Annotated in this window: 14 protein-coding genes, 1 tRNA gene and 2 pseudogenes; 9 read left to right on the top strand and 8 right to left on the bottom strand. The window is 56.6% G+C overall.

Annotated features, from left to right (window positions below; genetic code table 11):
- The first annotated feature begins 5 nt into the window (after positions 1-5).
- Positions 6-326: a thioredoxin gene (gene trxA / locus AC0V60_RS04715; protein ID WP_486177366.1), complete on the top strand. Its 321-nt coding sequence runs from the start codon at positions 6-8 to the stop codon at positions 324-326.
- A gap of 68 nt (positions 327-394) precedes the next feature.
- Here trxA and AC0V60_RS04720 read toward each other — a convergent pair whose 3' ends face one another.
- A complete protein-coding gene (locus AC0V60_RS04720; RefSeq protein ID WP_486177367.1) occupies positions 395-1,207 on the bottom strand; it encodes an inositol monophosphatase family protein in 813 nt (270 codons plus the stop codon).
- A 9-nt stretch (positions 1,208-1,216) separates the two neighbouring features.
- Positions 1,217-2,442 (bottom strand): annotated as a pseudogene (gene argJ / locus AC0V60_RS04725) (bifunctional glutamate N-acetyltransferase/amino-acid acetyltransferase ArgJ).
- An 88-nt stretch (positions 2,443-2,530) separates the two neighbouring features.
- Between argJ and AC0V60_RS04730 the strand changes: the two are divergent.
- The 4 genes and pseudogenes from AC0V60_RS04730 (at position 2,531) to AC0V60_RS04745 (ending at position 6,896) form a co-directional block, all read left to right on the top strand.
- Positions 2,531-2,848 carry a hypothetical protein gene (locus AC0V60_RS04730; protein WP_486177368.1) on the top strand — a complete coding sequence of 106 codons (318 nt, stop codon included), beginning with the start codon at positions 2,531-2,533 and terminating at the stop codon, positions 2,846-2,848.
- Positions 2,849-2,901: 53 nt separating this feature from the next.
- Positions 2,902-3,207 carry a hypothetical protein gene (locus tag AC0V60_RS04735; protein ID WP_486177369.1) on the top strand — a complete coding sequence of 102 codons (306 nt, stop codon included), beginning with the start codon at positions 2,902-2,904 and terminating at the stop codon, positions 3,205-3,207.
- 137 nt (positions 3,208-3,344) lie between these two features.
- Positions 3,345-6,117: pseudogene (secA, locus tag AC0V60_RS04740) on the top strand (preprotein translocase subunit SecA).
- 32 nt (positions 6,118-6,149) lie between these two features.
- Positions 6,150-6,896, top strand: coding sequence for a sulfite exporter TauE/SafE family protein (locus tag AC0V60_RS04745; RefSeq protein WP_486179440.1), 747 nt, complete (start codon positions 6,150-6,152; stop codon positions 6,894-6,896).
- Between the two features lie 23 nt (positions 6,897-6,919).
- Here the strand turns inward: AC0V60_RS04745 and AC0V60_RS04750 are convergent, their stop codons facing one another.
- A complete protein-coding gene (locus AC0V60_RS04750) occupies positions 6,920-9,469 on the bottom strand; it encodes an HWE histidine kinase domain-containing protein (RefSeq protein ID WP_486177370.1) in 2,550 nt (849 codons plus the stop codon).
- 302 nt (positions 9,470-9,771) lie between these two features.
- Here AC0V60_RS04750 and AC0V60_RS04755 point away from each other — a divergent pair, with 302 nt between their 5' ends.
- Both AC0V60_RS04755 and AC0V60_RS04760 read left to right on the top strand, forming a co-directional pair.
- The gene (locus AC0V60_RS04755) at positions 9,772-10,224 is read left to right on the top strand and encodes a TonB family protein (protein ID WP_486177371.1); all 453 of its coding nucleotides are present in this window, start codon (positions 9,772-9,774) and stop codon (positions 10,222-10,224) included.
- Between the two features lie 755 nt (positions 10,225-10,979).
- Positions 10,980-11,213 carry a hypothetical protein gene (locus AC0V60_RS04760; protein WP_486177372.1) on the top strand — a complete coding sequence of 78 codons (234 nt, stop codon included), beginning with the start codon at positions 10,980-10,982 and terminating at the stop codon, positions 11,211-11,213.
- Between the two features lie 45 nt (positions 11,214-11,258).
- On the opposite strand, the gene AC0V60_RS04765 is transcribed toward AC0V60_RS04760, so the two are convergent.
- Together AC0V60_RS04765 and AC0V60_RS04770 are read right to left on the bottom strand one after the other, a co-directional pair.
- Positions 11,259-11,333: transfer RNA gene (locus tag AC0V60_RS04765), tRNA-Asn, on the bottom strand.
- A 135-nt stretch (positions 11,334-11,468) separates the two neighbouring features.
- Positions 11,469-12,296: an NAD kinase gene (locus AC0V60_RS04770; RefSeq protein WP_486177373.1), complete on the bottom strand. Its 828-nt coding sequence runs from the start codon at positions 12,294-12,296 to the stop codon at positions 11,469-11,471.
- Positions 12,297-12,500: 204 nt separating this feature from the next.
- Here AC0V60_RS04770 and AC0V60_RS04775 point away from each other — a divergent pair, with 204 nt between their 5' ends.
- Complete coding sequence (locus AC0V60_RS04775; RefSeq protein WP_486177374.1) at positions 12,501-13,355, top strand: EAL domain-containing protein; 855 nt, start codon at positions 12,501-12,503, stop codon at positions 13,353-13,355.
- Between the two features lie 3 nt (positions 13,356-13,358).
- Here AC0V60_RS04775 and AC0V60_RS04780 read toward each other — a convergent pair whose 3' ends face one another.
- The 3 genes from AC0V60_RS04780 to AC0V60_RS04790 all read right to left on the bottom strand — a co-directional run bounded on the left by AC0V60_RS04780 (position 13,359) and on the right by AC0V60_RS04790 (position 17,734).
- Positions 13,359-13,817 (bottom strand): phosphatase domain-containing protein, encoded by a 459-nt coding sequence (locus AC0V60_RS04780; protein WP_486177375.1) that lies wholly within the window; start codon positions 13,815-13,817, stop codon positions 13,359-13,361.
- Positions 13,814-17,323, bottom strand: a complete 3,510-nt coding sequence (mfd, locus tag AC0V60_RS04785) for a transcription-repair coupling factor (protein WP_486177376.1) — start codon at positions 17,321-17,323, stop codon at positions 13,814-13,816. The genes AC0V60_RS04780 and mfd overlap by 4 nt, the downstream gene beginning before the upstream one ends.
- 132 nt (positions 17,324-17,455) lie before the next feature.
- Complete coding sequence (locus AC0V60_RS04790; protein ID WP_486179441.1) at positions 17,456-17,734, bottom strand: FAD assembly factor SdhE; 279 nt, start codon at positions 17,732-17,734, stop codon at positions 17,456-17,458.
- Between the two features lie 55 nt (positions 17,735-17,789).
- Here AC0V60_RS04790 and recG point away from each other — a divergent pair, with 55 nt between their 5' ends.
- Positions 17,790-19,853, top strand: coding sequence for an ATP-dependent DNA helicase RecG (gene recG, locus AC0V60_RS04795; RefSeq protein WP_486179442.1), 2,064 nt, complete (start codon positions 17,790-17,792; stop codon positions 19,851-19,853).
- The last annotated feature ends 60 nt before the right edge of the window (positions 19,854-19,913 follow it).

A 19,913-nucleotide genomic window follows, 5' to 3' on the forward strand; every position in this document is an offset into this window, starting at 1 on the left:
GCCCCATGGCCACCGTCAATGTCACCGATGATAGCTTTAAAACCGATGTGCTTGAGAGCGATAAGCCTGTGCTGGTCGACTTTTGGGCCGAATGGTGCGGCCCGTGTAAGATGATCGCGCCTGCCTTGGAAGAAATCAGCGAAGAGCTGGGCGGTGCGGTTACCATCGCGAAAATGGACATCATGGAAAACACTGGCATTCCAGCCGACATGGGCGTCCAGTCAATTCCGTTGATGGTTCTTTTTAAGAATGGTGAGCCGGTTGCACGCAAAGTCGGCGCGGCTCCCAAAAGCCAGCTCAAAGAATGGATTGAAGGCGAAATTTAAGAGCGTTTAGAGCTCTTCATCGGAAGGGGCTGCTGGGCGGGGATGCCCGGTCGCCCCTTTTTTCGTTTCTAGCTTAGGTTGCCCTGAACCCGCGCGGCAAACGCCTCCCACAGATCGGGGCTTGATGCGCCGATCATGCCGGTGCGCTCGTGTTCATCGACGCGGTATTCGCTCCCGTCATAGCGTGCCGCTTTTCCGCCTGCCTCATTGAGCCATAAGACGCCTGCTGCATGATCCCATGCAAGCGTGCGCTTGAACACAGAGATATCGTTTTCGCCAAGTGCAAGCCGGGGATATTGCTCGGCAGCGCAGCGCGGAATGCCGACCAGACTGTAATGCGGAGCGATCCGCTCATCCATTTGGGCGCGCTCTTCTGCATCAAGGAACAAGGTGCTGATCCCGGCGATAGGCGGGGTTTGACCTGTTGTCTTGGCGCGGACCCGCTCACCATTGATAAAGGCGCCTTCGCCTTTTCGGGCATGGCACAGGCGGTCTTTGATCGGATCATAGAGCCAACCGGCCACTGCCACGCCTGCATCAGCCAAAGCGATAATGACCCCAAACGGCTCTTTGCCTTGCGTGAAATTCGCAGTGCCATCGAGCGGATCGATAATCCAGCAGGCTTCGGACAGTTTTTCGAGCACGGTCTCGTCCGCCGCAACAGCCTCTTCGCCAACCACCGCCACATCGGGGGCAAGCCGGGTAAGGGCTTCGGTGAGGAACTTTTCAATCTCGCGGTCGACGATGGTGACAGGGTCATCCTTACCCTTCATCTCGATCTCATCGTCCGCCAGCGCGCGGAAGCGCGGCATCATCGAGCGCTGGCAAGCAAATCGGAGGAGATCGCGGATCTCGGCATCCAAAGGTGAAAATTCAGTCATAAGCGCCCCTTATGAACGATAGTCCGCATTGATCGAGATATAGCCATGCGTCAGATCGCAGGTCCAAACTTGAGCTGATCCTGCGCCCATTCCTAAATCCACGGCGACGTCAATCTCTTGGCCTTTTAAGTGCTCAGCTACGGACGCTTCGTCGTAATCTTCAACTGGCAAGCCATCGCGCGCCGCCCATACGCCTCCAAAGGCAATGGAGAGCTTATCCCGGTCGGCAGGCTCGCCAGCTTTGCCCACTGCCATCACGACCCGGCCCCAATTGGCGTCCTCTCCTGCTATCGCCGTTTTGACGAGGGGGAGTTGGCGACCGCTAGACCCACACGGCGTGCGCTGTCGTCGTCCACTGCGCCTGAGACGCGGATGGTGATGAATTTGGAGGCCCCTTCGCCGTCGCGCACCACGGCCTGGGCGAGCTGGCGGCACACATCGCCCAAAGCGGCGGCAAAGGCGTCTGCTCCGGGGCTGTCCCATCCGGTGATCTTGGTATTGCCCGCTTTGCCCGTGGCAAACACCAGCACAGTGTCGCTGGTTGAGGTGTCGCCGTCCACGGTGATGCAGGAGAATGATTGCAAATTGGCAGAACTTAAAAGCTCTTGCAGGAACGCTGGCTCCACATCCGCATCAGTAAAGATATAGCCGAGCATGGTCGCCATATCGGGCGCGATCATGCCGGAGCCCTTGATAATCCCGCACAGCTCTACCCGAGCGCTGCCTAGCATGGCCGAGGCATGCGCGCCTTTGTTGAACGTATCCGTGGTGTTGATCGTGGCCGCAGCATCTTCCCAGCTGCAAGTTTCAGCGGTCAGGGCAGCCGCGACGCCTTCGCGCGCCTTATCCTTGGGAAGGGGCACTCCGATCACGCCGGTTGAGGAAACGAGCACTTCGGCCGGCTCGCACCCAATATGTTCAGCGACCTGGCCCATGATCTGCTCAACAGCCTCGCGCCCGCGATATCCGGTAAAGGCATTGGAATTGCCCGCATTTACGATCAGCGCGCGCGCGGTGCCCGACTTCACCTGTTCGCGCCCAAGCTCAACTTCGCTCGACGCACACGCGCTTTGGGTGAATACGCCTGCAACGCTGGTCCCTTGGGCCAACTCCACAAAGGTCAGGTCGCAGCGGTCCCATTCTTTGTAGCGAGCGCGCGCCACGCGCAGGGCAACGCCATCAATCGCTGGCATGTCGGGAAAGGGCAGGGCGAGGGGAGAAGTCTCTAAGTCCATAATGGGGAGAAGCCCTAATGCGGCGGCAGGATGCTAGCAATTGGGTTTTGTTTTTTGTGCGGTTTCAGTTTGTGTTACGAATGAGCGCATGAATTGGAAAACGGCGCTTTTCGCGGCACTGTGTACTGTCTCTTCTGGCATGCTGAGTGCGCAGGATAATCCGGCTGAGGTAATCCCGGCACCAAGCGGTGCAATTAAAATTGCGCCCGAAACAGTGGAAGCTGTTGAGGCAGAACGTGACAATGCCATTGCTGCTGCCGTTGCTGCTGCTGAGGCTGTTGCAAACCGGAATATCTATCCAAGAGATCCGCAGCCCATAAACTGGCGAAGCTCGAGTAGGCTTGCTGCTGATTACCCTCCACAATCATGGGTCACAATGCGCAAGGTCACCAAATATTCACCATGATTGCCCATAGCTGCTTGTAACCGCACGATAGGCGGTGGACGAACTGGGCTGAAATGCCTATTTGCAAGGTCTCTATGGTCAAACGCCATCTCTTGACGCTCTTTGTGCTGCTCAGCGGGCTTACCGCTTTGCAAGCGCCTGTGCATGCGTCGGCGGCAGAGACTGTGGCCGCGCAGGCCCGCGCGATTGTAGGCGGCTGCGAGGCGGTTGAGGCGGCACACGAGCTGTGCGCTTTTGTTGCTGAAGCGCGCGCAGAGGCGACGGAGCGGGTGAGCGATACGCAGCCGTCTTTTGGCGCACCGCCCCTTGCGGCTCTCAAGGCCCCCTTTGCTTTCGGGGTGGAACGCGCGCTGGAATAGCGTCTTTCTACGGCACCAATCCCTTTGCGCCAGTGGATTTGCCCGCGGCGTTTGTTCCATAATTTAGCAGCTTACGTGTGTGATGCCGAACCGGCACCCCGTGCAAGACCGCGATAAAACAAGAGTTTACCCTGTCCATGTTCAACGCAATCGTCAAATCAGTCTTTGGCTCTTCCAACGACCGCTACGTTAAGAAAATCGGCAAGGTGGTCGAAAAGATCAACGCGCTCGAACCCATGATCGAAGGTCTCTCAGATGAGGCACTAAAAGCGCAGACGTCCAAGTTTCGCGAGCAGATCGACGCAGGCTCTTCGCTTGATGACATTCTGCCCGAAGCCTTCGCGACCGTTCGCGAGGCCTCAAAGCGCGTTTTTGGGATGCGCCATTTTGATGTGCAGATGATCGGCGGTATTGTCCTTCAGCGCGGTGAAATCGCAGAAATGCGCACCGGCGAGGGTAAAACGCTAATGGCGACGCTTGCGTGTTACCTCAATGCGATTGAGGGCAAGGGTGTCCACGTTATTACGGTCAATGATTACCTTGCGCGCCGCGATGCAGAATGGATGGGGCAGCTTTACACTTGGCTTGGTTTGAGCGTCGGCGTGATCGTACCCAATATGATGGAGGCCGATAAGCGCGACGCTTACAATGCCGACATCACATACGGCACGAACAATGAATTCGGATTTGACTATCTGCGCGACAATATGAAGCACGAGCGCGCCGCCATGGTGCAGCGCCCGTTCAATTACGCGATTGTCGATGAGGTGGATCTCGATCCTGATCGACGAGGCTCGCACACCGCTCATTATCTCTGGTCCGACCGAGGACAAGTCTGACCTCTATGTCGCTCTTGATGCGGTCGCCAAAGAGATCCCCGAAGAGTGGTATGATAAAGACGAGAAGACCAAAAACATTCAGTTGAATGAAGACGGCCTTGATGAAGTTGAAAAGCTTCTCATGGAGAAGGGGCTTCTGGAGACAGACAACCTTTACGACGTTGAGAATACGCAGGTTGTGCACCACCTCGATCAAGCATTGAAGGCGGTCCATATGTTCCAGCGCGATGACCATTACATCATCAAGGACGATAAGGTGGTCATCATCGACGAATTTACTGGCCGAATGATGGAGGGGCGTCGCTGGTCCAATGGTTTGCATCAGGCGGTAGAGGCCAAGGAAGGCGTCAAGATCGAGCCTGAGAACCAAACGATGGCCTCGATCACCTTCCAGAACTATTTCCGCATGTATCCAAAACTTGCCGGGATGACCGGTACGGCCGCGACCGAGGCGGCGGAATTTTGGGACATTTATAAGGTCAACGTCGTTGAAATCCCCACCAATCTTCCCGTTGCGCGGATTGATGAGGACGACGAGTTCTACAAGAACACGATGGACAAGTTCCAGGCGATTGCAAAAGCGATCCGCGAAAAGAACGAAATCGGTCAGCCCATCCTTGTGGGCACGGTCTCGATTGAAAAGTCCGAACTTCTATCGAAATTCCTCGATGAAGAGGGTGTGCAGCATGAAGTTCTAAACGCGCGTCAGCACGAGCGCGAGGCGCATATTGTGGCGCAAGCAGGCCGTATCGGCGCGGTGACGATTGCAACCAATATGGCCGGGCGCGGGACCGATATTCAGCTCGGCGGCAACCTTGATTTTCGTATCAATGACGAGTGCGGCGAGATGCCTGATGGTCCCGAAAAAGAGGCAGCTATTGCCAGGATCAAAGAAGAGACCGCAGCTGAAAAAGCCAAAGTGCTCGAAGCGGGCGGTCTGTTTGTTCTGGGCACAGAGCGGCATGAAAGCCGCCGCATCGACAACCAGCTGCGCGGCCGTTCAGGCCGTCAGGGAGACCCCGGCCTTTCACGCTTTTACCTGTGCCTTGAAGACGATCTCCTGCGCATCTTTGGCCCTGACACCTTGTTTGCCAAGATGATGAACTCCAACCTCGAAGATGGCGAGGCTATTGGTTCGAAGTGGCTGTCGAAAGCTATTGAAACCGCTCAGAAAAAGGTTGAGGGCCGCAATTACGATCAGCGCAAGAGCGTCGTTCAATACGACGATGTGATGAACGACCAGCGTAAGGTCATCTACGAGCAGCGCGGCGAAATTCAGGATGCAGAGACCGTCGATGATGTCGTCATGGATATGCGCCACGACAGTCTATCTGCGATCATTTATGCCAATTGCCCGGTGGGTTCCTATCCCGAGCAGTGGAATGTTCAAGGTCTGAAAGACAAGATCGAAGAGGTCTTCGGTCTCACCCCTCCCATCGACACTTGGTTGGAAGAGGATGAGGTTGAACAAGAGATCATAGAAGAGCGCATTAAGGCTGAAGCTGATGCTCTTATGGAAGCGAAGATCGCGAAGAATGATCCAGCAATCTGGCGCATGGTTGAGAAGCAAATCCTGCTTGAGCGTCTCGACTTCCATTGGAAAGAACATCTCGCCACGCTAGATGCTTTGCGGCAAGTGATCTGGATGCGTTCTGTAGCGCAAAAGAACCCGATCAACGAGTATAAGCAAGAGGCGTTTGGCCTGTTCGAAAGTATGCTCGAGACGCTCCGCGAGGATGTGACCAAGCTTCTGCTTAAGTCGGAACTTCGCATTGCAGAGCCTGAGCCTCAGGCATTGCCGGACCTTCCTGATTTCCTGACGAGTCATATTGACCCGCTTACAGGGCTTGATAACTCGAACGATGGCGATGGGTCGGAACTGCGCGGCGACATGATCGGTTCGCTTGCGCCCTCGACCACTCCAGAAGCGGGAACGGGCGGGGCAATCACTGAAAACCCCTACGCGCATCTTAGCCTCAGCCGCAATGCCGTTTGCCCATGTGGATCAGGCAAGAAGTACAAACACTGCCACGGTGCCGCAGGCGTACCGCCGGTCGCTGCGCCTGTCTAATGGCTTTTCGTAGGGCTGACTAACCTGTGCCGTTGATCCTGCTGCTGGGGCTCGCGTTCTTTTTGACCGCGTTGCTCTATGCCAGTGTCGGGTTCGGCGGCGGTTCGACCTATTCCGCGCTCCTTGCGCTTACGGGTACGGACCACCGCGTCCTGCCGTTAATCTCGCTTGCGTGCAATATCGTGGTGGTAGCAGGGGCAAGCGTGCGGTTTGCCCGCGCCAAGGTGACCCCGTGGAAGGGTGCGTTTGCGCTAACCGCGCTGGCGGCGCCGGCTGCGTTTTTGGGCGGATTGATGCCGATAGACCGCGAGGCGTTTCTGCTGCTTTTGGGGGCAAGTCTCGTGCTGACGGCGCTCACCATGATGATCCCGGTCAGGGAGGACGCCGACGAGCGCACTTCAGGCAATTGGGCCAAAGCAATGCCCTTTGCCGCTGCTCCTATTGGGCTTCTTGCAGGATTAGTGGGCATAGGGGGCGGAATTTTTCTCGCCCCGCTCCTTCATCTGACCCGTTGGAACGGGGCCCGCGAGATCGCTGCAACTGCGAGCTTTTTTATTCTCGTAAACTCCGCTTTCGGCCTTGCGGGGCAACTCGCTAAGAACGGCGCGGCGATGTTTGCAGGCGTGGTGGCGGAAGCTCTCCCGCTTCTGCTTGCTGTAGTTGTCGGCGGACAGATCGGCAGCCTTTTGGCTTTGCGAGTATTGCCGGTCAAATGGATCAGGTGGCTGACCGCCGCACTGGTGTTTGCCGTTGGGATGCGCCTGTTGCTGGGGTCGTGAGGTTCTGAGGCTTACAGCCAGCCTTATTGCTCAAAAATCGCTTGCACTGCTTCTTCGGTGAGCGGCTTTTGGATGAGCTTTATTTGAGCGAATTCGGACGGCACGGTGGAAATACTCCCATAGCCTGTGACAAAGGCAAACGACACGCCCAGTTCGTTGAGTTTGACAGCGATAGGAAAGCTCACTTCCTCATCGCGCAGGTTAATGTCAAGCAGAGCGAAATCGGGCCTATGCTCATCAATCATGCTCATCGCGACGCGTATGGTAGAGGCCCGATCGACTTCGCAAAAGCCAACCTTCTCGAGAATTTTCGAATGCTCTGAGGCGAGCAAATAGCTGTCCTCAAGGATAAGAGCGCGGCCGCGTTCGGTCTTGGGCATGACCGAGACAACCGGCGCTTTTTTAACCGGTTCTGGGGCGCCCGGCGAACCTTTTTGTAAGAAAGGAGAGGTCGGGATGGTGTAGCTCGCTTCAAACCCTGTCGTTACGAACCGAAGGTCGGCGGTTCCGCCAAACTCAAATGGGATTGCCTCCCGCAAAAGCTCAAGCCCAAATCCTTGCTGTTGTGGCCGTTTTACAAGAGGTCCGCCGTGCTCTGTCCAATTGAGGGTGAATGTTTCACCGGCGACCTGCCAATCAATCGAAACCTTGCCGCCGGGCGCGGAAAGCGAGCCATGCTTTACCGCATTTGAGGTCAGCTCATGAAACAAAAGGGTGATCATCAATACTGCATCAGCTGAAAGGATCACATGCGGGCCAGAAATGGCATCCTCAATCTGACTGGCTGAAAGATAGGGAGCCAGTTCCATCTCGGTGACGTCTCTTAAGGGAAGCCCCTCCCTCTGCGAGCGTGTCATCATGTCATGCGATGCAGCCAACGAAAATAGACGCTTCTCAAGGCTTTCCGCATAACTCCCTGATCCATCGGTGCTATCGCGGGCATGGCTTGAAAGTGATTTTACCAGAGCCAAGATGTTTTTGACCCGGTGGTTCATTTCATTGGCAAGAAAACGCAAAGAGCCCTTTTGTTGGAGCGCGCGTCCAGTTTCGGTCTGCGCCGAACCGCAATCCTTTTGCATTTGGAGCGCGAACTGGATGTCATAGGCATCCCACTCTTCTGATATGTGGCCGCATTCCTCAAGGTAACGCTCAAACCGCAGAACATGGAAACTGGATTGGCCATATCCAACACCGAGGCTGTGATTACCTTGGTCCTCAAAGCGCTTAAAAGAACGCTTTGAAATGCTGCGCAAAGCCCTGCGAAAAAAGGTCAAGCTTACGCTTGGCTCACCGGACAAATCATCTGATAGGGGAATATGGAGATAGCCCGCCAAGTCAGCATCGCTTTCCCGATTGAGCAAATTTGCCGCATCGTTTGTCCCCTTTATGTCGTTCATCGGGGAGGCAGCGATCACGGGGCCGGTGTCAGGTATATCAAAGCTTTCAGGCGCATCGCCTGATGCGAACCAGGCACCGCCTTTCATCAGGCCGATGCCGTCATATTCAATCGAGCCCTGAACCGCCTCTTCAACGCTCGCCACGAATTGCTCTGGCGCAACATTGCCTTTCAGGAGATTGAAGAATGCGTCTTTGATGGAAGACGCAGCGTGCGCAAAATCAGCAATCTTCTTAGTAAGCACTTTGGCCACGCAAAACGATACGATATGACCAATGACCTCCGCTGAATCGAGCATATCCATGCTCGGCATACGCGGCAGTTCATTGTGGCAAATGATGAGGCCCCAAAGATTACCTTCTACCACAACGGGGATCGTCATTAGGGCGGCGACCTGCATGTTCGCTAAATAGTCGCTGTCGCTTTTTGAAATTCCGCGCAGGACGGCATCCGAGAGGTCAAAATCAGCAGCGCCCAAGCCTTTTGAATAATGCATGGGAATACTTGCCGCCTGGACATCGGCAATAAGACGGATGGGGGTGCGCTCAAAAAGATCGCGGGCCTGCCTGCCAAAATCTTCTGATGGAAACCGCAAACCCATCAGCGGCTCTACATTACCCGTCCGGCGTTCTGCGACCACTTCGCTGGAGCCATTTGGCAGAAAGCGGTAGAATGTTGTTCGGTCGTATTCGGCAATCGCGTGAACGGATTGGGCTGTGAACTTAAATATTTCGGGAAGCGTTTCCAGTTTCTGAATTTCGCTCGTCAAGGATGCAACACCGCCTTGTGCAGCTCTGGTGCCAGCCGACGCTCCTACGAATTCGAGATAGTCATATCGGGGGCCTGCCAGAATAAACACATCAAGGGTAGGCGGGGCCTCGCTGATTGCCGGGCCTTGAATAGTCGCCACATATTCCCGCCTGGCCCGAATGGTCGAGTAAGTAAGCTTGTTCGATATGACATGGACAAACCCGCGCTCAAACAAGTGATTGAGCGATTGATCAAGGCATTCTTCTGGAGCTTTGCCGATGAAATCTGCGCTGTTCTGAGAGATGGCGGTCACTTTGCGCGATCGCCGTTCAAATGCGATTAGACAGCCAAATTTCTGGGTTGTGCCGGGCAAGTGCAATGGTTGGAGATCGCTATCTTCCTGCGATGCTTGATCCATAGTGTCCATTACAATACCCAATGCATTACAAAGATCAGTCTCTCGGACAAGTCGCTGGGACCAATCCCTGTACGAACACGAAAAACGCACCTTACAACACGAATTGCAGTTTGCTGCATATTCAATCGACTTGCATGCGCAAATGTTCCTTTGCTTGTAAGTTTTACCCGTAATCGTTTATGAACATATTGAAGTGGTTTGGCCAATTTCTTGTGAAATCACTCCAAATATCTGAAGAATAAAATCAACAATTAGGATTCAAACGGCGTTGGTAGCTTGGTTTTTTTGTTCCTTATGCATAATGTGTGGCTATGAGTGCATTTGCCTTAATCTTGCCAATTTTTATCCAAGCAGCGCATGTTGCCGAGGATGTTGCACCTCCGCGATCATTGTCTCTTGCTGCAATAACCCCTTCGCTTCGTCAGGCACCGCCCAAACCGAGGTCAAGGGAAGAACCAGCGGACCTGAGCCAACACGCGGTAGCAAGCGGCCAAGGCGCTTGGGCTCGCAAAATCCTTCGAGATCAGCAATCTGATGCGGGCATATCCTCGCTTGAAGGGGCAGTTGCGTTGAGGGTTACTGTTACGCGGGAAGGGCGCGCTGAAGACTGTCAAATCACGGCCAGCAGCGGCACAGAAGCGCTGGACCAAGCGGCGTGTGCAGGGATGGAGAAGCACGCCCGGTTCGTCCCAGCTCGGGATCAGTCAGGCGAATTTGCAACCGGAGTATATTTCACCCGCATCATCTACCATTCGCGTGATTGAACCGACCAACGGGATAGCGGAGCGAAAATGGCTCCCCGAGTTGGATTCGAACCAACGACCAAGTGATTAAGAGAGAGCCTAATGCCTCATAGAAAACAGATAGTTAGGGCGACCAGATGACTAAGTGTCAGATTGTCTCGTTTCCTAAGCTGCTCAAGAGTCCCGTGAAATTTGAAGGCTCTCCAGCGCACGGATTTTAGCGACTAGAACAGCGACTAATCCACACCACTTCGTTCGATAAATGTTCTCTTTCTGTTAGTATGCTCGTATATGGCAATAGCTAAAGACAACTTCCCCAATAGGTTCGAGTGGAAAGACGTGAATAGTTTCGTTCCGCAAAAGCTTTGTGGATGCGAATATATATATCGACACTGCGACGACTGTCGCATGGAAGGATGTCCGTCCCACACGGCTAGATTTCAGTATCACTCGGTTACAGACTCGTTCGAGATGAATTTTGGTGATGGTAAGTCAATCCATCTCGACGGTCATCAGATGGACATAGTTCACGATTGGATTGAACGATTGCGGATTTAGATAGAACGACACCTATTGGGCTTTTTCATTACGCCCATTCATATGCAGCTAGCGCTATTGAGCTTGATGGCCATAAAGTTGAGGCCACTCATTCGGATGCACCAGTCCGCTATCTCTTCAGCCATGCGATAGAGCTTTATCTGAAATCATTCCTTTTGCTGAATGGTGTGCCTCTATCTGAGTTGCGAAGTAGGGGCCTAGGCCACGATCTTCCAGCCTTGCTGACAAGAGCGTCTGAGTTTCAGTTTCACGTCAGCGAAGAAATGGAAGCGCAGATTGGCTTAGCGAATGAGGCGATCTTGGATCGCTACATCGAGACCGGATACCGTCAGGTCTTAAACCCAGACGCACTCACGCGCATTTGCCAGCATTTGAACAATGAGATTGGAACGCTTGTTTATGCAGATTTCGGCACAAAAAGACCCGTTCCGACGCTCAATTCCAGCGACTAAAATGAGACTAGTCTAGGTCTAGAGAGAGCTAAGTCCTTGAAAAAATGGCTCCCCGAGTTGGATTCGAACCAACGACCAAGTGATTAACAGTCACCTACTCTACCGCTGAGCTATCGGGGAGCAGCTTCCCAAGCGGTATAAAGGGAAGCGAGGACGCGGCCTATATGGGGGTGTGCAGGGCTTGGCAAGAGGGCGCGTTTGCTTTTTTGCGCATTCCCGCGAATTCTCCCGAAAATTCCGAAAATCCTGTAGTGCCTAGTCGACCGCAAATTGCTCCGAGACTATCCGTTCGGCCAGCGATTGGCCCGGGTCAAACAGAAGCTCAAGCGCGCTCGAATGATCAATTTCAACGCTCACCTCAGCAATGTCGCGAAGCTCTTTCTGATCGGCGACAGCGGCAACCGGGCGCTTTGCTGGTTCGAGAACGCGCAATGTGATGCGCATTTCGTCCGGCAATATGGCTCCGCGCCAACGGCGAGGGCGGAACGGGCTGATCGGGGTGAGAGCGAGCATCGAACTGTCCAAGGGTAGGATCGGGCCGCTTGCAGACAGGTTATACGCCGTAGAGCCAGCGGGGGTCGCTACAAGAATGCCGTCACCCACAAGCTCTTCAATCCGCACCCGGCTTCCCACAGTGACTTCTATCTTTGCGGTCTGGCGTGTCTCACGCAGCAAAGACAGTTCATTGATGGCGCACATTTTGTGCATCTCACCGTCCTGTGTCACGGCAGTCACTCGCAGCGGCGAAATTGCCTTTCCGCGGGCCTTTTCAAGCCGCCGCATAACATTGGCGCGGTTATCATAACGGTTCATCAGAAAGCCCACTGTGCCTCTGTTCATGCCATACGCAGGGACGATCCGGCGCATATCCAGCATGCTGTGGAGCGTGTGAAGCATGAACCCATCGCCGCCCAGAACCACGACTGCATCCGCCTGTTCAAGCGGCACCCAGCCGCGTTGATCGCTGAGCTTGGCAAATGCCTCTTGCGCCCGCTGCGTGTCCGAGGCGACCAAAGCCACCTTCTCAAACCGTTTTGCGCCGGTGCCAGAAATTTCGCGCGCTGCATCCATAATGGTTGCCATATCCCCATGCGTATTGTGCAAGACTTTCCCCTACTGCATTACAGCTTTGCCTTGCCATGCGTGAAACAGCGTCACACTAAGGCTCTGACAAATCAACAACGCGCCCCCCAATTTTTGGCGCTAGTGGTGAACCCTGATGTTCCAAAATTGGCCGGATTGCAATCAGTCAGAGCATTTGGGGCGAGAATGCGTAAGGGGTTTTGAATGGCTAATGGGACAACTTCAAAGGTGGCACAGCTTGCCAATTCCTTGCGCGGACCGGTCGGCGGCGAGTTTCCGGGCGTGAAAGCGGCCGCGCTTGATGCGGATTTGTTGCGCGCGCTTGACCGGCGCGAGATTGAAGTTCTGTTTCAGCCGCAGTTTTCGTGCCGGACCGGCGCTCTGGTTGGGGCAGAGGCTCTCGCGCGCTGGCAGCATCCAACGCTCGGCGAGATCGGTGCGCGGGATCTATTTGCGATTGCTGAGCGGGCGGCCTTGGTTGCGCCTTTGTCGCGGCACGTGGTCGCGAGGGCTTTGGAGGATGCAGAGCAGTGGCCCTCGGAGCTTGGCGTATCACTCAATATCACGCCAGAGGAGCTGGGCGACCCCCGGTTTGCGGCTGATTTCGCAGGCGTGATTGCAAAGAGCTCGATTGAGCCGCAGCGCTTGATGCTTGAGATCACTGAGGATGTGCTGTTGCGCAATCTGGAACAGGCGGCATCGGCCTTGCGGGCTTTGAGGAAGCTGGGGTTCCGCACCGCATTGGACGATTTTGGCGCAGGCTTTTGTAATTTCCGATATCTGCGCGAACTGCCTTTGGATGCGCTCAAGCTCGATAAGAATATGGTCGACGATGTGCCCGGTGACCCCAAGGCATTGGCGGTGCTGCGCGCGATTATGCAGCTTGGCAAAGCGCTTGATCTGGCGATCTATGCCGAAGGGATTGAAGACGATGTGCAGCGCGCCGCGATTACGTCAGAGGGTTGCGATTATTGGCAGGGGTTCCTGCGGGCACAGCCGATGAAGAGCGATGATGTGCTGGCGCTAGCAGCGACGGCGCGGGGGCGAGGGCATGGGTAGGCGTTAGAAGTCGCCTACGTCACACTGAAGGCACGTAATGCCCCTGCGCCGCCACATATCGACGACCTGCTGCCGGTCATCAACAGTGAAGTGAATATCGAGCCCTTCCGCCAAAAGTTTGTCCAATATCTCTTCTTTGATGATGTGGTCGGCTCTGAAGTCTTTGGCTTTGCGCATCAGAAGGCGGCTGAACGGAATTTCATTCCACGTCAGCCATTGTTCGGTGATCTTTCGAGAGGCCTCACTTCTGCCGGTCACCAGGATCGGATTGAATTCTGGGTTGGACCACAGTGCAAGGTAGAGCGAGACGATTGGCTGATTGGGAGTGTCATCCCCCATGCCTTCGTTAAACGCCTTCCAGTCGGGTCTGGGCTGATCAAGGTGGCCGCGACGGTGCTCAATGTCCGCAAGGGTCCCGTCGATATCAAACAGAACAGTCTTGGACTGTGTGGGCTTACTCATTTCGCTTTCCCGCGATTGTACTTCCTCACAATCCCCGACAGCCCCTTAGTCAGCTGAAACAATCCGTTGAGGCGGCTTTCCGGGCTGCTCCATGCGCGGTTGATGACGAGTTTCATATCGGGGCGCAGTTTGGCGGTTTCTTGGCCGTTTTGGTTCTTGGTTTGGTTCAGCCGGTCGACATAGGCGACAAGGCCGGGGCCGTCGGGGAAGTCGTCCTTGTGGAAGGTCACGAGAGTGCCGCGCGCGCCTACGTCGATTTTGGCAATGTTGGCCTCGATGGCTTGGTGCTTGATCTCGATCAGTTTGACGAGATTTTGTGTGGGTGCTGGGAGGTCGCCGAAACGGTCGATCATTTCGGCGGCGAGCCCCTCGATCTCGGCCTTGTCGTTCGCTTGGTTGAGGCGGCGGTAGAGCGCCATGCGCACGGCAAGGTCTGGAACGTAATCCTCAGGGATCATGATAGGCGCATCAACCGTGATCTGGGGCGAGAAGGCGTCTTGCGCTTTCTCCAAGCCCATTTCGCCCGCTTTCGCCGCCATGATCGCGTCCTCAAGCATGGATTGGTAGAGTTCAAAGCCAACCTCGCGGATGTGGCCGGATTGCTCGTCTCCCAGGAGGTTGCCTGCCCCGCGTATGTCGAGGTCGTGGGAGGCGAGTTGGAAGCCTGCGCCAAGCGAGTCGAGGTCGCTGAGAACTTTGAGGCGCTTCTCCGCGATCTCGGAGAGCTGCACGTCTTTCTCATAAGTGAGATAGGCGTAAGCGCGCAGTTTGGAGCGGCCCACACGGCCTCTCAATTGGTAGAGCTGTGCCAAGCCAAAGCGGTCGGCCCGGTGGATGATGATGGTGTTGGCGCTCGGCAGGTCGAGGCCGCTCTCGACGATGGTGGTTGAAAGGAGAACTTCGTATTTGCCCTCGTAGAACGCGCTCATCCGCTCTTCGATTTCGCCTGCACCCATTTGGCCGTGGGCGCTGATGGGTTTTACCTCGGGCACGTTCTCGGCAAGCCATTCTTCGACCGCTGCCATATCGGAGATACGCGGCACCACGATGAAGCTCTGCCCGCCGCGGTGATGTTCGCGCAGCAGCGCCTCGCGCATCACCATGTCGTCCCACTCCATGACGTAGGTGCGCACCGCCAGGCGGTCGACGGGAGGGGTCTGAATGGTGGAAAGCTCGCGCAGGCCCGTCATCGCCATTTGCAGCGTGCGCGGAATGGGCGTTGCGGTGAGGGTGAGCATGTGGACATCGGAGCGCAGCTGTTTGAGCTTCTCCTTGTGGGTCACGCCAAAGCGCTGTTCCTCATCGACGATCACGAGGCCGAGGTTCTTGAACTCGGTCGATTTGGAGAGGATCGCATGGGTGCCAATCACAAGGTCGATGCTGCCATTGGCAAGGCCTTCGCGGGTTTCGGTCGTTTCCTTGGAGGAGACAAGGCGCGAGAGGCGGCCGACGTTCAGCGGGAAGCCGGCAAAGCGTTCTTTGAAGTTTGTGTAGTGCTGGCGGGCGAGCAAGGTTGTGGGGGCGACAACGGCGACTTGCTGACCGTTCATGGCGGCGACGAATGCTGCGCGCAAAGCCACTTCGGTCTTGCCAAAGCCCACGTCTCCGCACACGAGGCGGTCCATCGGCTTGCCGCTTTCAAGGTCGCGCAGGACATCGGTGATGGCGGCGTCCTGATCGTCGGTCTCCTCCCATGGGAAGCGGTCGACGAATTGGTTGAAGCTTGCATCATCGGCCTGGAAGACGGGCGCTTTCTTGAGCGCGCGTTCGGCGGCGACTTTCATCAGTTCACCAGCGATGGCGGTGATGCGTTCTTTAAGCTTCGCGCGGCGTTTCTGCCAGGCTTCTCCGCCGAGGCGATCGAGCATAACGGCGTCTTCGGAAGAGCCGTAGCGCGAGAGCACTTCGAGGTTTTCAACCGGGATGAAAAGCTTGTCGCCGCCTTTATATTCGAGCTGCACGCAGTCATGCTGGCTCTTGCCGACGGGGACGGGCTCAAGGCCCATATATTTGCCGATGCCGTGTTCGACATGGACGACAAGGTCGCCTTTGGTGAGCGCTTGAAGCTCGGCGAGGAAGGCATCGGAATCCTTGCGCTTCTTCTTTCGGCGCACGAGGCGGTCGCCGAGCACATCTTGCTCGGTGAGTATTTCGAGGTCGTCGCTGGAAAAACCGGTGTCGAGCGGCAGGACCATCGCGGCGATCTTGCCCTTTGCCGCCAGTCCCTGGGCTTCCTGCCAGCTCTCAGCGATGACCGAAGGTGCGCCTGCTTCGTCGAGGATCGAGGCAATCCGCGCCCGGCTTCCGGTGGAATAGGCGGCGAAGAGGGCTTTCCTGCCGGACTTGAGAATGGCGCTGAAGTGTTTGGCAGCAGCTTCGTAGATGTTGTCGCCCCGCGCGCGTTCCGGAGAGAAATCTCGGGCCGCTTTAAAGCCGAAGTCGAGCGATGTGCCGCTTTCGGGTTCGGCAAAGACGCTGGCCTTGTGGGCTTTTGCGCTGGCGATGGCGGTCTTGAACTCTTCCTCGGCAAGGTAGAGCGCGTCTTTCGCGAGGGGGCGGTAGCTGCCAGACTTTTCGCTCGCGATGCGCTGGCGCTGGTCGTGATAGTCGGTGATGTCTGATAGCCGCTCTTCCGCGGCCCCAATGGCGGCGGCGTCGATCACCACCACATCGTCTTTACCAAGGTGGTCGAAGAGGCTTGCAAGCTTCTCCTCGAACAGCGGCAGCCAATGTTCCATCCCCGCCAATCGCCTGCCATCGCTCACCGCCTCGTAAAGCGGGTCTTGCGTAGCGTTCGCCCCAAAAAGCTCGCGGTAGCGTGAGCGAAAACGCTTGATGCTATCATCGTCGATTAGAGCTTCGGAAGCCGGGAGCAAGAGGTGGTCTTGGAGACGGCCGGTCGAACGCTGCGTCGAAGTGTCGAACAGGCGCAGGCTCTCAAGCTCATCGCCGAAGAAATCGAGCCGCAAGCCTTCATCAAGCGAGGACGGGAAAATATCGACAATCGACCCGCGCACGGCGAACTCGCCATGGTCAATCACCGTGTCAGTACGCGAATATCCTTGGCGGGTGAGGAGCGCGGCGAGGCTGTCATGGCCGATTGTGGTGCCCACTTTGAACTCGCGCACGCTTTCGCGGATGCGGAAAGGGGTAAGGACGCGCTGGAGCACGGCGTTGGCGGTGGTGACCACCAATTGCGAAGAGCTCGACGGACGCTGCATGCGGAACAGCGCCGACAGACGCGCGGCGCTGACCGACAAAGCGGGCGAGGCGCGGTCATAGGGGAGGCAATCCCATGCAGGAAATTCCAGCACTTCAACCTCAGGCGCAAAGAACCGCGCGGCTTCCGCGACCGAACGCATCGCTGCATCGTCTGGCGCGATGAACACGGCGCGCTGTTTGGAGGCTCTAGCAAGGTCGGCCAGCACCAGAGGCTGAGCGCCTCGAGGAAGCGAGGAGAGCGTGAGCGGCGCGTTTGCGGAAAGGATGCGGGAGAGGTCAGGCATGGATGGTTGTTCGCAAATGAAACTGGGTAGTGCCCTTCGACAAGCTCAGGGCGAACGGGTCTTGGTGTTTGGGGCTTGCCCTTATCCGTTCGTGGTGAGCCTGTCGAACTAGGAAGCCACCCGATCGTTCCGTCAGCTTGGAATGTCGACGTAGTCGAGCTTCTGCATTTTCTCGATCATTGCGCCTTGGAAACGCTCCGGCACGGCCTGTGTCTGAAGACCCCACGCCATAACATCAACATCGTCTTCGGCGAGCAGGTCTTCAAACCAATCCATCTCCGCCTCGCCCCATGTCTCATGGTAGCGATCGAAATATCCGCCGATCATGTAATCGGCCTCACGCGTGCCTCTGTGCCAGGCGCGGAATTTGGCGCGGGCCAGACGGGTTTCTAATGTGGGCATATCCGACATGATTGCGCAGGTAGGGCACTCGAACTTTACGCGCAAGGCAGTATAAGTGTGCGCCATGCGGCCCGATGTGCTCAATCCCCTGTTTGCAGAAAGCCAGACGCTGGAAGGCGTGGGGCCTAAGCTTGCCAAGCCTTTGGAGAAACTGGGCCTGACGCGGGTGCGCGATATGCTTTACCACCTGCCAGAGCGGTTCGTGACACGGCGCGCGATTACCAACCTAGATGAGGCGGGTGAGGGCGAGCAGGTGATCGTCGCGCTCACGCCAACGGAGCACCGGGCATCGTACAATCCGGGCAGGGGGCCTTTCCGGATTTTAGCACAAGACGAGATTGGCAATATCTGCGCCGTCACCTATTTCGGGCGCGCGTCTTATACGGGCAAGAAGCAGCTTCCCGTGGGCGAGAAGCGCTGGGTTGCGGGGCGATTGGACCGCTATGGCGATATGCTCCAGATCGTGCATCCCGACCATGTCGCGGAAACAAGCGGCGCCAATATGGGCCGGATGACGGAAGCCGTCTATCGATTGTCCGAAGGGCTGACGCAGCCGCGCATTGCTTCGCTGGTGGAGCAATCGCTTACCAAATCCCCCGAGCTTCCCGAATGGATCGAGCCGGGGCAGTTTGAGCGGGAAGGCTGGCCATCATGGCAAGAGGCGGTGAAGGAGGCGCATAAGGGGCCGAACGAGCCTGCGCGCAACCGGCTCGCTTATGACGAACTTTTGGCAAACAGCCTCGCTCTGCTTTTGGTGAAAGCCGACAGCCGCCGCCGTAAGGGGCAGGCGCTCCAAGGGGATGGAAGCCTGCGCGCTAAGCTCGACCTGCCGTTTGAGATGACAGGGGCGCAGAAGCGTTCCGTGACTGAGATCGAAGGCGACCTTCAGCAAGAAGCGCCCATGCTGCGCCTGCTTCAAGGTGATGTGGGAGCGGGTAAGACTGTGGTTGCTCTCCAAGCCATGCTGATCGCCAATGAAGCCGGCAAGCAGGCGGCGCTCCTGGCCCCGACAGAGATCCTCGCGCGGCAACACTTCGAGACCCTGCGCAAAATGGCTGCGCCTTGCGGCGTTGAGGTCGCGCTTCTCACCGGGCGGGCGAAAGGGCGCGAGCGGGAAGGGCTGCTTATGGGGCTCCTCCAAGGCGACATCGACATTTTGGTGGGCACGCACGCGATCTTTCAGGACAGCGTTGCCTATAAGGACTTGGGCCTCGTGGTTATTGATGAGCAACACCGTTTTGGTGTGGCTCAGCGGTTGGCGCTGGCGGGTAAGGGCAAGCGCGCGCCCCATACGCTCGCCATGACTGCGACGCCGATCCCGCGCAGCCTGACCCTGGCACAATATGGCGAAATGGATGTGAGCCGCTTGGATGAACTCCCGCCGGGGCGCCAGGCCATCGACACTCTGGTCTTCCCGCAAAGCCGCCTCGACGAAATGGTCGCCGCGATGGGCCGCCACCTTGCAGGCGGTCAGCAAGCCTATTGGGTCTGCCCCATGGTCCGCGAGAACGAGATGACCGACATCGCCGCCGCCGAAGCGCGCTACGCCGCGCTGGCTGAGCATTTCGGCGACCAAGTCGTCATGGTCCACGGCCAGCTCCATCCGGATATCAAAGACGCAAACATGGAACGCTTTGCCAGCGGTCAGGCAAAGCTCCTTATCGCCACAACCGTGATCGAAGTCGGCGTCGATGTGCCCAGCGCGACCCTGATGGTGATCGAACAGGCAGAACGCTTTGGCTTGGCGCAGCTTCACCAATTGCGCGGGCGTGTGGGGCGGGGCTCTGAAAAGAGCCGCTGTGTGCTGCTGCGCGGCGATGAGCTTTCCGAAACCGGGAAAAAGCGCCTCACCTATGTGAAGGATTCCCAAGACGGGTTTGATCTGGCGGAGAAAGACCTTGAACTGCGCGGGGGCGGGGAACTCCTCGGAACACGGCAATCGGGAGAGGCGGCGTTCCGCATTGCCGACCTTGAGCAGGTGCAAAAGCTGCTGCCTGCCGCCCATGCCGATGCGCGGCTCTTGATGGAGCGTGATGGGGGCCTGACTTCTAAGCGCGGCGAAGCGGCGCGTATCCTGCTCTATCTGTTTGAGCGCGATTGGGGTGTGCAACTTTTGCGCGGCGGATAATGCTTACAAAAGGTGCAGCTTAATAAAGTATTCGACACTTTCCTCTAATCGGTCTGGCCG

Source organism: Erythrobacter sp. S259, from assembly GCF_057364965.1.